Origin of the sequence: Mycobacterium sp. IS-3022 (assembly GCF_001500065.1) — a bacterium.
Classification (GTDB): Bacteria; Actinomycetota; Actinomycetes; order Mycobacteriales; family Mycobacteriaceae; genus Mycobacterium.
The window spans coordinates 49,828-63,867 of the sequence record NZ_LQIN01000005.1 but is presented as its reverse complement, the minus strand read 5'-3'; the positions used below and the strand labels follow the sequence as shown (position 1 = coordinate 63,867).

The following is a 14,040-nucleotide window of genomic DNA, read 5'->3' as shown; positions in this document are numbered from 1 at the left end:
CGCGTCCAACGCGTCCGACCGAGGAGCGGCAGCATCGCCGTCGTGTCTGCCACGAGTCACCCTGCGCCAGACCGAGATAGCAGCGCAAACACGCCAGGCAGAATGCTCGAACGAGCGGGCCGTCACAAAGAAGCCGGCAGCGGGCCGGCGAGTTTGGCCGGCCGGCACCACAGCATGGCGGCCACACACAGCACCGCCGCGACCGCGAACGCGGCCTGCACGCTGAATGCGTCGGCAGTGCCGCCCAGCAGCGCCGCGGCGATCGGCCGTGAACCGAGAAAGCCGACCAGCCACAGCGCCATGATCCGGCCGCGTAACTCTTTGGGCGCGCGCTCCTGCACGACGGTGGACAGGCCGGTCATCGCCCAGCCGAATCCCAGGCCGGCAAGCACGAATCCCGCGACCGCCACCGCAGGCGCCGCCGCCACGGCTAGCACCGTGCAGCCCGCCGCAAGGCCGGCCATGCCGAGCGCCGACACCTTGTGCGACGCCAGCCGGCCGCGCATCAGCGCGAGCACCGCCATGCCGACGGCCGCGCCGACGCCGAAGACCGCGGACAGGGTCCCGACCAGGCGGGCGCCGCCGCCGAGCTCGTCGGCCATCGACGGGGTCAACGTGATCGACGAATCGGACGCGAGCCCCACGGTCGTCACCGCGACCAGCGCCAGGAACAGCGGACGGTCCCGCCAGACGTATCTGAGTGCCACCCGTACGCGGAAGTCCGTGCCGGCGAGCCGCGCCGGCGGGGCCGGGAAGCGGACGGCGACGATCACGATCGCGAACACCAGATGCAGGGCGGCGCTGACTGCGAACGCCGCCCCCGGACCCAGATGCGCGGCGATGTACGCGCCCGCAGCGGGCCCGACGACGCGCCCGACTGTCATCGGAAAGCTGTTGAGCGCCATGGCCGTCGACAGTTCACCGTCGCGGATGAGGTTCGGCACGATCGACTGCATCGCCGGGCCGCCCACCACGAAGCCGAACCCGACCAACAGGGTGCCGAGCAGGACGGGAACCGCCGCAGACATGCCGGATTGCGCAGGTTCGGCGAACAGCCAGGCCGCCGTCAGGCCGGAACCGGCGACACACAACACCCGGCCGAGCAGGATCTGCCGGGCGGGGTCGCCGGTATCGGCCCACTTGCCGCTGGTGGGGCTGAGGATCAACTGCGGCGCGAACTGAACGACGCCGACCATTCCGACCATCAGCGCCGAACCGGTCGCGTCGTACATCACGATCGCCGCGACGATGCCGTGCGTCCACACCGCCAGGACGGAGAAGATCTTGCCCCAGAACAGCGCGCCGAACACCGGGTCGAAGATCAACCCGAAAGCGCCGCGCGCCTGCGACCGGACGGTGGCTTCAGCGGTCATCGGTCCGCCGCGCGTTCGAATCGTTCGGTCAGGCGGTCGAGGAGATCGACCAGGGTGTCGACGCTGGCTTCGGGCCAGTCGGCGATTATCTCCGCGACAAGCTCGCGCCGCCGGTCGGCCACGATCTCCAAGGCCTGACGACCGGCCGCGGTCAGCACCAACGTGCACCGTCGTTGGTCATCGGCGGCGGACGTCTTGGTGACGAGGCCCGCGCTCACGACGGCGGCGACCGATCGGCTGGCTGTCGAGTGTTCGACCGCCATGAAATCCGCGACCTCGCGGATCGAGGCGCCGCCGGAAAGCTGTTGGCACTGCTCGACCGCTCGTAGTACCCGCAGGGTGGAGGCGCTGGTCACCGGGCCGGCGCCGCCGAGAAGGCGGTCGCGCCAACTCGGTCGCTGCCGCGCGATGGCGATGCGGGTCAGCAGTTCGTCGAGTTGGTCGTATCGTGACGGCGTCACGAAGTATGCATAGCACATACATGTATCCGCGGCGAAATCGGTTTCCGCGAAAATACGTCGATCGATCCAACACTCCGGGCAGGCCCCAACCGTCAAGCGTCGGCAGGACCCAGCGACCCCAGGGTGAAGACGCGAACTTGGCCGGCGACCTGGGCATGGCACTGGGACAGCAGGGGTTGGGACAACTCTTCGTGCAGGATCACCTCGATCGGCCCCGCTCCACCGTCGAGCAGAACGCGGATCCGATGTTCTCCGCGCTCGACATGCGCCGGATGCAGCGCGTCGATGCGGTCATCGCCGTAGCGCTCGCGGACGAAGTACTGAGCGGCCTGCACGGCGTGTGGTAGCGAGGTGCGCCCGCGCAGGAACCGGTTGTCCAGCCGCCCATCGAGGTACAGGCGCACCAGGCCGGCCGAATCGGTCGAGTCGACCCGCCCGTAGCACAACCCTTCGGGCAGGACGAGCATCGTAGCGGCAAAGCGGTCCCCACCGAGATGCGAACATTCCCAGGTGAATTCGGGGTACTCGGCCGCGATCGCACTGCACGCGCTGCGGCCCCGTACCGCGCAGCACTGGTCGTGTTTACCGTGCGAGCAGATCGCGATCAGCGGATCGGTGGACAACTGCCCGTCGCTGCCGTCCAGGGCGAGATCGAGGAATCCGTCGGGGCCCGCGACCTCTCCGTGGTGCAGCGCCTCGCTGCCGACGCCCGAGTGCGCTATGTACCAGCGCCACCGTGGAATGTCGGGGCGCCGACCATGCCGACGGATGGCCGCGATGCGCATGCCCGCCTTCTCGACCCGACGGACGATGGCGCGGCCGAGTTGAGGGTCGATGCAGTTCGGCGACTGCAGGAACGCAGACGGCCCCCACGCCCCGCTCAACTCGAGCAGCACCCACGACGACCCCGCCGACGCGGTGCCGTACATCGGGTCGTCGCGGGCCAGCGACTGGTCGCTGCACGGGATTCGCTTCGCGGCGGTCATCCGGTGTCGGCCGGGAAGTCCACCGGAACGACGACTCCCTCCCGCAGCAGCCGCCGGATCAGGACGGTCGCGTCGGCATGGTCGAGACCGGGCAGGCTCCTCGCATCGACAACCCCTCCGAGGTGCAGCGTCCGGACCGCGTCTTCGCACATCTGCGGGAAGGTCATGGTCCGGTCGGGCAGCCGCAGGACGATGCGGTCATCGGTTTTCTCGACGGTCGCGCAGAGCCCGTGCCGCCATTGCACCACCGCGTCGGCGGCGCGATCGGCCGCCGCCAGCGACGCCAACGGCCGTACTGAGACGGGACGAGTCCGGTCGGCATGCCGCCGCGACAGTTGCGCGGTGGCGGCTGGGCTGAGTGTCGCCGCCTCATCACGCAACGATCCGACCATCTGCGCCATCACCTTGCTCACCGTCGCCATCGTCTCATCGGCGTCCACCGTGCCCATCGGCAGTGATTGCCGGAACGACGCGGTGCTCGCCAGCTGGTCCACGACCGCGCGGGCGACGTCCACACCGGTCATCGGCGCCACCCCGATGGTGAGGTGGATCGAGGTCATCTGCAGGGCCTGTGCCGAATGCACCCAGCCCCGCGGTAGATAGAGCGCGTCGCCTTCGGACAGCACAGTGTCGATGACCGGTGCGTCGGCGACCCGCTTCTCGATCTGCGCGCGGTGCTGTGTCCAGGGCTGCGACGGCAGCGGGTGCTCGATGACCGGCTCGTGCACGATCCAGCGCTTCTGGCCCGATACCTGCAGGACGAACACGTCGTGCACGTCGTAGTGCGGGTCGAAGCCGCGATTGACCGGCGGGGTGACGTAGGCGTTGGCCTGCACCGGATGACCGAGCTCGTCGACGGCCTCACGGACGAACGCGATGAGCGGGGGCCACAACCGGTGTAGACCCTGCAGCACAATCGTTGCGCCGGAGACGAATTGGCTCAGTAGCTTCGCGGAGTCGATCTGATCGGGTATCTCGGCGCCGAATCCGGCCGGCCCGAGGTAGCAGTCCTTGGACAGGACATCACCTTCTTTGGCCAGCCGGATGAACGGCGCGCGCACCCCGCGCTCGGCGATCAACTCGTCAACCGTGTCCGCAGACAGCAGATCACTGAAGTCGCGGGGTAACGCGTCGGCCCGGCTGAGCAGCGGTTTGCGACCCCAGTACTCGTCGGCGAACCGTCGAGCACCGGTCGCGACGCACCGCTGAAGCATCGGGCTCAGAATTCAAGAAGGCGTCAGGCGGTTCCGTCGGCGCCGCCGTCGTGACCTTCGGGATTGGAGCCGCCGTCGGCGGGGCCTTCGCCACCGGCCGTGCCGTCGGCGCCGCCGTCGTGACCTTCGGGATTCGAGCCGCCGTCGGCGGGCCCTTCGCCGCCTGCGCCTGAGGTGGTGATGTCGTCGTCATCGAGTGCCATGTCGATCCCTTCCGTTGGGCTGCTGCCGCAGCGTGCTGACGGAGTTGCCCCGGACCGCGCCGACGAAACAACGCGTCATTATGGTCAAGCGGTGACCATCTCCTACGACGAGGCGCTTCGCGAGCGGGTCAGGGCGAACCTGTCGGGACACCGGCGTCGCGCCGTGACCGACCCGACCAAGAGGCACGCGGCGGTCGCCGTGGTGCTCGTCGATTCCGAGGTCGGTGAGGACCGGGTGGATCCGGCGGACGTCGACGACTGGATCGACGGGCGCCCGATGCCGGAAGCCGGCCTCGACGGGCGCATGGTCGACGTCTCGGGTGGAGCGGCTTTCCTGTTGTGTCGCAGGGCTTCCCGATTGTCATCGCACGCCGCGCAGTGGGCGTTGCCCGGCGGCCGGCTCGACGCGGGGGAGACCGCGATCGACGCGGCTCTGCGCGAGCTGGACGAGGAGGTCGGGGTCCGGCTGCCGGAGTCGACGGTGCTGGGCCTGCTCGACGACTATCCGACGCGATCCGGCTACGTCATCACCCCGGTGGTGCTCTGGGGCGGCGGCCGGCTCGATCCGCGGCCGGCACCCGACGAGGTGGTCGCGGTCTACCGGGTCGGGTTGCACCAGCTGCAGCGCGACGACTCGCCGCGGTTCATCGAGATCCCCGAGAGCCCGCGACCGGTGGTGCAGGTACCGCTGGGCAACGACCTGATCCACGCGCCGACGGGCGCGGTGCTTCTACAACTGCGGTGGTTGTGCCTGGAAGGCCGCCACGATCCGGTCGACGAACTCGAGCAACCGGTCTTCGCGTGGAAGTAGTGTGAGATTTGGGTGCACGAACAGTTGTTGAGCGAGCGTTTGAGCACCGAAATCGCAAGGAGGGCTGGACCTTGAAGTTGGCATTGAGTGACGAGGACGCTGCGTTCCGCGACGAGCTGCGGCGGTTCTATGCCACCGAGATTCCCGAAGACATCCGCGACAGGGGCAAGACCGGTCATCCGAACTTCCCCGACGACATGGTGATCAGCCAGCGAATCCTCAACGAGAACGGGCTGGCGGTGCCGAACTGGCCGGTCGAATGGGGCGGTAAGAAGTGGTCGCCGCTGCAGCGGCAGATCTGGCTCGACGAGATGCAACTCGCCGGGGTGCCCGAACCGCTGGCGTTCAACACCAAGATGGTCGGCCCGGTGATCGCTGCGTTCGGCTCGCAAGCAATGAAGGAGCGGTTCCTGCCGCCGACGGCCAACATCGACATCTGGTGGTGCCAGGGCTTTTCCGAACCCGAGGCGGGCTCGGACCTCGCGTCGATACGCACCACCGCGGTGCGCGACGGCGACACCTACGTCGTGAACGGCCAGAAGACGTGGACGACCCTCGGCCAGTACGCCGACTGGATCTTCCTGCTCGCGCGGACCGATCCGAACGCGCCCAAGCGGCAGGCCGGCATCTCGTTCCTCCTGGCCGAGATGTCCACACCGGGGATCACGCTGCGCCCGATCGAGCTGATCGACGGCAGTTACGAGGTGAACGAGATCTTCTTCGAAGACGTCCGGATCCCGGCCGACCAACTCGTCGGCGAGGAGAACCAGGGCTGGACCTACGCCAAATTCCTGCTCGGCAACGAACGCACCGGCATCGCCCGCATCGGGCTGACGAAACTGTGGATGTCTCAAGTCAAGGACCATGCCGCAAAGCTTCAGGTGAACGGGGCGTCGCTGCTGGATGATCCGCTGTTCGCCGCGCGCGTCGCCGAGATCGAAACCGGGCTGCTGGCGCTGGAGCTTACGCAGATGCGGGTCAGCGGATCGGAGGCCGACGGCAAACCCAACCCCGCGTCGTCGATCCTCAAGCTGGGCGGCAGCCAGCTGCAGCAGGCCGCCACCGAGCTGCTGGTCGAGGTGGCCGGACCGGACGCCCTGCCGTTCGACGCCGGCGCTGACATCGACACTCCGGCGTGGGCGCAGGACGCCGCCCCTCGCTACCTGAATTATCGCAAGACGTCGATCTACGGCGGTACCAACGAGATTCAGCGCAGCATCATCGCTTCGACCATCCTGGGATTGTGAGCCGACCGTGGACTTCGACCTGACCGAGGAACAACAACTGCTCCGCGACGTCACCCGCGACGTGCTGTCACGCGGCGACGACATCGCCGGTGTCACCAAGGCTGAGCCCGGCTGGCGCCGCGAGGTGTGGGGCCAACTGGCCGAGGTGGGCATCCTCGGGCTCGGTTTCGACCCCACCGAGTCCGGCCAGATCGAGGCGATGGTGGTGCTGACCGAAATCGGCAGGCGGCTCGCGCCCGAACCGGTCGCGCAGGCCGCGCTCGTCCCGGGCGGCCTGATCGCCGAATTGGGCAGCGACCAACAGAAGGAGATCCTCGAGCGGGTAGCGGCGGGTGACACGCTGCTGGCCTTCGCCCACGCGGAGCCCGGTGCACGCGTCCCGACCGCCGAGCCTGCCGCTCGTGCGGAGCGAAGCGGCGACACGTGGACGGTCAGCGGCCGGAAAAACCCTGTGCTGGCCGGTGATTCGGCGGACACCGTGGTCGTAACCGCAGCGCTGCCAGAGGGTGGAACCGGCCTCTTCATCGTCGAGGCTGCCGCGACGGCCAGACAGGCGTATCGCACGTTCGACGGCCGCCGCGGTGCTCAGCTGGACTTCGACTCCGCACCCGCCGAACCGCTCGGCGACGGCGGCGACGCGGCCGAGCACGTTGCGCGCACCGTCATCCGCTATCAGTCGGCGCTGTGCTCGGAGGCGGTCGGCGCCATGGAGGAGGCTTTACGGCTCACCACCGAATACCTCACCAGCCGTAAGCAATTCGGTGTTCCGCTGAGCAAGTTCCAGACTTTGACGCAGCGTGCGGCGGACATGTACGTCTCGCTGGAGCTCGCGCGCAGCATGAACTTCTACGCCGCGATGTCAATCGCCGACGGGCGCTTCGACCCGGTGATCGCGGCGCGGACAAAACTGCAGATCGGCCGGTCCGGGCGACACATCGCGCAGGAGGCGATCCAGCTGCACGGCGGCATCGGCATGACCGCCGAGTACCCGGTCGGGCATTACGCCGCGCGACTCACCGCGATCGACAACACGTTCGGCACGGCCGACGACCAGCTGCGCACACTGGTCGGCCACGTCGGCGACTACGGAACGGTGTCCCTCTAAGAGAGGCGCATAAGGGAGGCGCACCCGGCCCTCTGAGCGACTTCGGTGTCGGGGGATGCGCTGAGCGCAACCAACGACACCGAAATCACCAATTTGACCGCGAAGGGTGACCATGTTCATCGTCGTTCTCGGCGCGGTGCTGGCGGTGATGCACCTGTACTTGTGGAAGAGGTTGATCAAGGACACAGCCGGGCCGGGCCGGACCCGTCGCGCGCTGACCGCGATCCTGCTCGCGCTTGCGGGCGTGCTGCTCGCCGCGCTGGTGCTGCCCCGGGTGATCGGCCCCGCCGAGTCGGGCTGGTTCGCCTGGCCCGGCTACCTATGGTTCGGGGTGGCCGCGTACATGTTGCTGGTCCTGTTGCTACTCGAACCCGTGCACCTGGTGTTGCGCCGATGGGTGCGCTCCGAGACGGCGCCGACCTATCCGGAAAACCCGGCGGCGCCAGCAGTTCTGAATCGCCGCCTGTTCCTCGCCCGTGCGGGCGCCGTCACCGCCGGCGCAGCATCAGTGGGCCTCGTCGGTTTCGGGGCGGCCACTGCGACGGCTCCGCCCGACCTGCTGCGCGTACCGGTGCGGCTGCGCAACCTCGACCCGGCGTTTCACGACTTTCGCATCGCGGTGGTGAGCGACATCCATCTCGGACCGCTGGCCGGGCGGACGCACGCCGAGCGGATCGTCGAGACGATCAACGAGACCGCGCCGGATCTCGTCGCAATCGTCGGCGATGTTGTGGACGGCACTGTCGGCGAACTAGGTTCGGCCGCAGCGCCATTGGGCGACTTGGCGTCCCGGGAGGGCACGTACTTCGTCACCGGCAACCACGAGTACTTCGTCGACGACACGCTCGAGTGGCTTCGCGAGCTGGAGCGGTTGGGCATCCGGCCGCTGCGCAACGAGAACACGTTGATCCGCCGCGGCGGTGCGGTAGTCAACCTGGCCGGCGTCAACGATCTGGCTGGAGCATCGCGATCCGACGGTCCGGACTTCGACCGCGCATTGTCCGGACGGAGTCCGGCGGGCCCGACGGTGCTGCTCGCGCACCAGCCGGTGCTGGTCGACGAGGCCGCCGTGCGCGGAGTGGACCTGCAACTGTCCGGGCACACCCACGGCGGGCAGATGTGGCCGTTCCACTACGTCGTCCGCAGCGTGCAACCGTCGCTCGCGGGGCTTTCGGCCGTCGACGGCACCCAGTTGTACGTGACGCGGGGGGCCGGGTTCTGGGGCCCGCCGGTACGCATCGGCGCGCCGCCGGACATCACGGTCCTCACACTCCAACGCGAGGCGTGATCGGCTCTGGTACGGACGTACCAGGACCAAGGCGGCGGTACTTAGACTGCGCTCATGGGTGAACGGACCGTGACGCACGAGGGGCTGTTGCGGATCGAGGACTGCCTGGACGCCGACGGCCACGTCGCGGTGCCCGCCGGAGTGAACCTGATCTCGCTCATCGACCGCAACATCGCCAACGTCGGCGATGCGCCGGCCTACCGCTACCTGGACTACAGCGGCAACACCGACGGGCGGGTCAGCGAACTCACCTGGACGCAACTCGGCGCGCGCCTCCGGGCGATCGCCGCGCACCTGCAACGGGCCGTGCAGCGAGGAGACCGGGTGGCCATCCTGGCGCCGCAGGGCCTCGACTACGTCACCGGGTTCTTCGCCGCCATCAAGGCGGGCGCCATCGCGGTCCCGTTGTTCGCACCCGAATTGCAGGGCCACAGTAAACGACTCGGCACCGCGCTACGCGACTCAGAGCCTTCCGTGGTGGCGACCACCGTGGCCGCGGCCGCAAACGTGCACGACTTTCTCGGCGGCCTCGACGGCGTGCCCGCGCCGCGGGTGGTACTGCTCGACGAGATCACCGACTCCGGTGACGATTTCGAACCGGTGCCGCTGCGTCTCGACGACATCTCGCATCTGCAGTACACCTCTGGTGCGACGCGGCCGCCGGCCGGCGTCGAGATCACCCACCGCGCGGTCGGCACCAACCTCATCCAGATGATCCTGTCCATCGATCTGCTCGACCGAAAAGTGCACGGCGTCAGCTGGTTACCGCTCTTCCACGACATGGGCTTGTCGATGATCGGGTTCCCGGCGGTGTACGGCGGGCATTCGACGCTGATGTCGCCCACCGCGTTCATCCGGCGCCCGCAGCGGTGGATCAAGGCGCTGTCGGACGGCTCGCGCGAGGGCCGGGTGGTCACGGCGGCGCCGAACTTCGCCTACGAGTACGCGGCGCAGCGGGGTCTGCCGGCGCCCGGCGACGACCTCGACCTGAGCAAGGCGGTGCTGATCGTCGGCTCCGAACCCGTCAGCATCGAGGCGATCAACACGTTCAACGCCGCGTTCACGCCATACGGACTGCCGCCCAACGCCTTTCGACCGTCCTATGGTATCGCGGAGGCGACGCTGTTCGTCTCGACCATCGCGCCCGATGCCCGCGCCGACGCGGTCTATTTCGACCGCGAACAACTCGCCGAGGGCCGCGCCGTGCCCGTCGCGGCCGGTTCTCCCGGCGCGGTGGCGCACGTGTCGTGCGGACAGGTGGCGCGCAGCCAGCGGGCCGTCATCGCCGACCCCGACACCGGCACCGAACTGCCGGACGGCCGGATCGGCGAGATCTGGCTGCACGGCGACAATCTCGGCAAAGGCTATTGGGGCCGGCCCGACGAGACACGTCGCGCCTTCGGCGCCCGGCTCAGCTCCCGATTGCCGTCCGGCAGTCACGCCGACGGCGTAGCGCCGCAGGCGAACTGGTTGCGCACCGGCGATCTGGGCGTCCACCTCGAAGGGCAGCTGTACGTCACCGGCCGGCGCGCCGACCTGATCGTCATCGACAACAGGCAGCACTATCCGCAGGATGTCGAGGCCACCGCCGAAGACGCGTCGGCGATGGCGCGGCCGGGACACGTCACGGCGTTCACGGTGCCGGGACCCGACGGTGAGGGCGCCCTCGTGATCGTCGCCGAACGCGCCAGTGGCACGGCAAGACTCGATCCGGCGCCGGCGATCGAGGCGATTCACAACGCCGTCTTGCAGCGACACGGCATTGCGGCCGCCGATATCCGGTTCGTCGCGGCCGGGGCCATTCCGCGCACGACGAGCGGCAAGCTCGCCCGCGGCGCGTGTCGTGCCGAGTACATCGGCGGGAAGCTGCGCCGTTAGGCTCGGCGACCGCTAGCGCACGCCGAGTTTCTCGCGGACCGTGTCCGTCAGGAAGCGGACGGTCGACACCGGCCGGAACGCCCGGGCCGCGGCGGTGAGCGCTGCTTGAGCATCCGCGCTGAGCTCGATGTCGGCGGCTGCCACGTTGAACTCCAGTTGTTCGACGCTGGACGCGCCCGGTATGGCGACGACGTTGGGCAGGCCGATCAGCCACGCCAGCGCCACCTGTGCGGGTTTGGCGTCGACGTCGGCGGCGATATCGCGCAGCGTCTGCAGCAGTGGTTCGGCGCGGCGCAGGTTCTCCGTGCCGAACAGCGGGTTCATTGCCCGGGCCCCGCCGCTGGGCCGGTGGTCCGGTCCGTACTTGCCGCCGAGCAGCCCCTGAGCCAGCGGGCTGTAGGCGATCACGATGCGGTTCTCCCGTTCGGCGAACGGCACGAGATGCTCGAGCGCCTGCGGATGAGCCAGCGAGAAGTGCACCTGATTGCTGATCACCGGACGGCCCAGCGCCTCGTCGGCTTTGCGCCAGCGGTCCAGCGAATAGTTGGACACGCCCGCCGCGCCGATCACGCCGCTGTCGAGCAGGTCCCGCATACCGGGCATGATCACCGAATCGGGCACCACCGGGTTCGGCTGGTGGATCTGGTACAGCGGGATCTTCTGCAGCCCCAACCGCTGCGCGCTGGCCTGCGCACGCTGTTTGACCACTGCCGGGAACGGCGCGACCGGGAACACCTTGCTGGCCACCGCCACGTCGGCGCGGGCGTCGCCGAGCGCTTCGCCCAGGATCCGCTCGCTCTTACCGAACCCGTAGATTTCGGCGGTGTCGAACAGCGTGACGCCCAGGGCGAGCGAGCGCTGCACGATCTCGCGGGCGGCGCCGGCTGCATACGTGTCGCCATAACCCCATTCGCGGGAGCCGAATTGCCAGGTACCAAGCCCAATACGGCTGACCCGGCCCACTCCGTCGACGTCCAAGTACTTCACCGTGTCCACGGTACTGACAGACCGGACGGGTTTTGCAGCCCGAGGGCCGGGGTATGTGAGGCGGGCTGCAGAAAATCGGCGTTTACACCAGCCGCGAAAGGCGTATCGCATGCTCGAGTTCATCTGCCCCACGTGCGGGCACTTCAGCCTCGAAGAAGTCGCTTGTGACTCCTGCAGCGGTCGATTCGGCGACGCCGACCTGGCGATGGCCGGATGACGATGTCGCTGTCCCGCTCACTTCACCCGTTCGACCTGGTCATGGCGTCGACGCGGCTGTACTCGTCGCTGCCGGTGGTGGGCAAGCACCTCGAGCCGTTCGCCGGCCTGACCGCGATGGCGATGTACGGCCACCATTACGCGCCCGCTGCGGTGCGGGGGATGGTCACCCGCCGCTTCGGTCCAGCTCCGGAGGCCGCAGACGCCGCCGACGCGTCGATCGCGTCGCAGCGCGCCAGCCGGCTACCGCCGTACCTGCGCTTCCGTGCGCAGCGGCAGAAGTGCCTTTACCTCAGGTCGGTGCGCTACGGCGACCACCCCGCCCAGCTGCTCGACGTCTGGCGGCAGCCCGACCTGCCGCCCGACGCACCGGTGCTGCTGTTCGTGCCCGGGGGCGCCTGGGTGCAGGGCTCCCGCGTCATGCAGGGCCACACGATGCTGCATCACCTGGTCAAGCAGGGCTGGGTGTGCCTGACGATGGACTACCGGGTGTCACCGCTGCACCGCTGGCCGCGTCAGATCGCCGACGTCAACGCAGCGATCGCGTGGGCGCGCGCCAACGTCGACAAGTACGGCGGAGACCGGAACTTCGTCGCGGTGGCGGGCTGCTCGGCGGGTGGGCACCTCGCCTCGCTCGCGGGCCTCACACCGGGTGACCCGGCGTTCCGCGGTGAGCTCACCGGGGACGCCGACACCTCCGTCGACGCGGTCGTCGGCATCTACGGTCGCTACGACTGGCAGGACCGGTCGACCCCGGCCCGTCGAAACTTCCAGAACTTCCTGGAGCGGGTTGTCGTGGGGCGCAGGCAGTCTCGCCATCCCGACATCTTCACTGCCGCTTCTCCGTTGGCGCGCATTCACAAGGATGCGCCGCCGTTCTTGCTCGTTCACGGTGAACAGGACACCATCATCCCGGTCCGCGAGGCGCGCGAGTTCGGTGAGAGATTGCGTGCGGTATCCCGTAATACGGTGGAGTACAGCGAGATACCGCGCGCCGGACACGCCTTCGACCTCGTCGACTCGTCGCATGCGCGGCGGCTCGCCGTCGAGGTGAGCGGCTTCCTGACCGACCTCCGCGACCGGCAGCTTCAGGGCGAGGCCGCGGCCGCTGTCTAGTAGGCGACTGCCGTAGTCGCCGCAGGTACCCGCTTGCTGCGGCTGCGCGCTGCCGTGTGGGGGCCGTCATTAGCGGGTATCCCCCAACGCACCACGATGGAGGAGGCCACCATGGCGAAGGATCACGGTTCCAGCGTCAAGAACGACAAACAGTACGAGGGCCTGCGCAAGAAGGGGATGAGCAAGTCGCGCGCGGCGGCGATCGCGAACACGCCCAACGCGTCGAAGAAGGGCGGCAAGAAGTCCGGCGGATCCAAGAAGAGCTGACGATGACTTTCGGTCGCTGAGTCGGTCATTACCTGCGAGTGCACCATCTCCCGCAGGAGGATTGAAGATGACGAACCCCGTCACGACTCAACCGGCCGCCCTACCGCCCGTCGTCGATGTGGCGACCTGGCGCGCCGCGCTCGACGACCTGCGAAGGCGCGAGAAGGCGGCGACACGCGAACTGGACGCCATCGCCGCCCAGCGTCGGCGGCTGCCCATGGTCCGGATGCCTGACTACACGCTGATCGGCGAGCACGGTCCGGTCAGGCTTGCCGACGTGTTCGAGGGGCGATCCCAGCTGATCGTCTACAACCACATGTGGACCGACGGCGCGGAGTGGCAGTGCGGCGGCTGCACCGGTTTCACCTCCCAGTTCACCCGGCTGGAGTTCCTCGACAATTACGACGCCCGGTTCGTGATCGTCACCAACGGCCCGATCGAAGAGGCGCTGGCTTACCGCACCAAGGTCGGCAACAAGATGACCTGGTACTCGTCGTCGGAGAGTTCGTTCGGCGCCGACGTCGATGCCGCACCCGGTGAAGGCTTCGCGGTCAACGTGTTCCTGAGAGACGGCGACACCGTGTACCGGACGTGGCACACCAACGGCCGCGGCACCGAACAACTCAGCCATTCGTTCGCGCTCATCGACGTGCTGCCCTGGGGTCGCCAGGAGGAGTGGCAGGATTCGCCCGAGGGCTGGCCGCAGCGGCCGACGTACTCGGGCTGGCTCGACTCGCCCGACATCGCGCGCGCGTACGGCCCCGGCGCCGACTGCTAGCTGCCGCGGCGAAGCCACAGCCGAGATTGCGGTCAGGGTCGTGCTCGCCGCCTTCGATTCAAGCGCGCATCCGCAACCCTGAGTGCAATCTCGCGCGTAGGTCCGCGGAC

The 14,040-nt window shown here is 68.5% G+C and carries 13 protein-coding genes and 1 pseudogene; 8 read left to right on the top strand and 6 right to left on the bottom strand.

Annotated features, from left to right (window positions below; genetic code table 11):
* Window positions 1-122: 122 nt before the first annotated feature.
* The 5 genes and pseudogenes from AU188_RS06125 to AU188_RS06105 form a co-directional block, all read right to left on the bottom strand.
* Window positions 123-1,373: an MFS transporter gene (locus tag AU188_RS06125; protein ID WP_059162852.1), complete on the bottom strand. Its 1,251-nt coding sequence runs from the start codon at window positions 1,371-1,373 to the stop codon at window positions 123-125.
* Window positions 1,370-1,852, bottom strand: a complete 483-nt coding sequence (locus AU188_RS06120) for a MarR family winged helix-turn-helix transcriptional regulator (protein ID WP_059162851.1) — start codon at window positions 1,850-1,852, stop codon at window positions 1,370-1,372. Before AU188_RS06120 ends, AU188_RS06125 begins: the two co-directional genes overlap by 4 nt.
* A 74-nt stretch (window positions 1,853-1,926) precedes the next feature.
* A complete protein-coding gene (locus AU188_RS06115) occupies window positions 1,927-2,820 on the bottom strand; it encodes a ferredoxin family protein (RefSeq protein WP_059162850.1) in 894 nt (297 codons plus the stop codon).
* A complete protein-coding gene (locus AU188_RS06110; protein WP_059162849.1) occupies window positions 2,817-4,034 on the bottom strand; it encodes a cupin domain-containing protein in 1,218 nt (405 codons plus the stop codon). The genes AU188_RS06115 and AU188_RS06110 overlap by 4 nt, the downstream gene beginning before the upstream one ends.
* A gap of 26 nt (window positions 4,035-4,060) precedes the next feature.
* Window positions 4,061-4,237 (bottom strand): annotated as a pseudogene (locus AU188_RS06105) (BatC protein); the annotation flags it as partial.
* Window positions 4,238-4,328: 91 nt separating this feature from the next.
* On the opposite strand from AU188_RS06105, the gene AU188_RS06100 reads away from it, so the two are divergent.
* From AU188_RS06100 to AU188_RS06080, 5 genes are all read left to right on the top strand, one after another.
* Window positions 4,329-5,048 (top strand): NUDIX hydrolase, encoded by a 720-nt coding sequence (locus AU188_RS06100; protein WP_059162847.1) that lies wholly within the window; start codon window positions 4,329-4,331, stop codon window positions 5,046-5,048.
* 71 nt (window positions 5,049-5,119) lie between these two features.
* Window positions 5,120-6,295 (top strand): acyl-CoA dehydrogenase family protein, encoded by a 1,176-nt coding sequence (locus tag AU188_RS06095; protein ID WP_059162846.1) that lies wholly within the window; start codon window positions 5,120-5,122, stop codon window positions 6,293-6,295.
* Window positions 6,296-6,302: 7 nt separating this feature from the next.
* Window positions 6,303-7,400 (top strand): acyl-CoA dehydrogenase family protein, encoded by a 1,098-nt coding sequence (locus tag AU188_RS06090; RefSeq protein ID WP_059162845.1) that lies wholly within the window; start codon window positions 6,303-6,305, stop codon window positions 7,398-7,400.
* A gap of 112 nt (window positions 7,401-7,512) precedes the next feature.
* Entirely contained in the window at window positions 7,513-8,688 is a 1,176-nt protein-coding gene (locus AU188_RS06085; RefSeq protein WP_059162921.1) for a metallophosphoesterase, read from the top strand.
* 54 nt (window positions 8,689-8,742) lie between these two features.
* Window positions 8,743-10,566 carry a fatty acyl-AMP ligase gene (locus AU188_RS06080; protein ID WP_059162844.1) on the top strand — a complete coding sequence of 608 codons (1,824 nt, stop codon included), beginning with the start codon at window positions 8,743-8,745 and terminating at the stop codon, window positions 10,564-10,566.
* Between the two features lie 12 nt (window positions 10,567-10,578).
* On the opposite strand, the gene AU188_RS06075 is transcribed toward AU188_RS06080, so the two are convergent.
* Window positions 10,579-11,553: an aldo/keto reductase gene (locus tag AU188_RS06075; RefSeq protein WP_059162920.1), complete on the bottom strand. Its 975-nt coding sequence runs from the start codon at window positions 11,551-11,553 to the stop codon at window positions 10,579-10,581.
* A gap of 219 nt (window positions 11,554-11,772) precedes the next feature.
* Here AU188_RS06075 and AU188_RS06070 point away from each other — a divergent pair, with 219 nt between their 5' ends.
* The 3 genes from AU188_RS06070 to AU188_RS06065 all read left to right on the top strand — a co-directional run bounded on the left by AU188_RS06070 (window position 11,773) and on the right by AU188_RS06065 (window position 13,930).
* On the top strand, window positions 11,773-12,885 hold the full coding sequence (locus tag AU188_RS06070; protein WP_059162919.1) for an alpha/beta hydrolase: 1,113 nt from the start codon (window positions 11,773-11,775) through the stop codon (window positions 12,883-12,885).
* A gap of 111 nt (window positions 12,886-12,996) precedes the next feature.
* A complete protein-coding gene (locus tag AU188_RS25475; RefSeq protein WP_172799407.1) occupies window positions 12,997-13,152 on the top strand; it encodes a DUF7218 family protein in 156 nt (51 codons plus the stop codon).
* A 67-nt stretch (window positions 13,153-13,219) separates the two neighbouring features.
* Complete coding sequence (locus AU188_RS06065) at window positions 13,220-13,930, top strand: DUF899 domain-containing protein (RefSeq protein ID WP_059162843.1); 711 nt, start codon at window positions 13,220-13,222, stop codon at window positions 13,928-13,930.
* Window positions 13,931-14,040: the final 110 nt, after the last annotated feature.

Excerpts from the sequence above, each read along its gene's own strand:
- AU188_RS06125 (WP_059162852.1), bottom strand. The coding sequence starts at position 1,373 with ATGACCGCTGAAGCCACCGTCCGGTCGCAGGCGCGCGGCGCTTTCGGG.
- AU188_RS06120 (WP_059162851.1), bottom strand. The coding sequence starts at position 1,852 with ATGTGCTATGCATACTTCGTGACGCCGTCACGATACGACCAACTCGAC.
- AU188_RS06115 (WP_059162850.1), bottom strand. The coding sequence starts at position 2,820 with ATGACCGCCGCGAAGCGAATCCCGTGCAGCGACCAGTCGCTGGCCCGC.
- AU188_RS06110 (WP_059162849.1), bottom strand. The coding sequence starts at position 4,034 with ATGCTTCAGCGGTGCGTCGCGACCGGTGCTCGACGGTTCGCCGACGAG.
- AU188_RS06085 (WP_059162921.1), top strand. The coding sequence starts at position 7,513 with ATGTTCATCGTCGTTCTCGGCGCGGTGCTGGCGGTGATGCACCTGTAC.
- AU188_RS06080 (WP_059162844.1), top strand. The coding sequence starts at position 8,743 with ATGGGTGAACGGACCGTGACGCACGAGGGGCTGTTGCGGATCGAGGAC.
- AU188_RS06070 (WP_059162919.1), top strand. The coding sequence starts at position 11,773 with ATGTCGCTGTCCCGCTCACTTCACCCGTTCGACCTGGTCATGGCGTCG.
- AU188_RS25475 (WP_172799407.1), top strand. The coding sequence starts at position 12,997 with ATGGCGAAGGATCACGGTTCCAGCGTCAAGAACGACAAACAGTACGAG.
- AU188_RS06065 (WP_059162843.1), top strand. The coding sequence starts at position 13,220 with ATGACGAACCCCGTCACGACTCAACCGGCCGCCCTACCGCCCGTCGTC.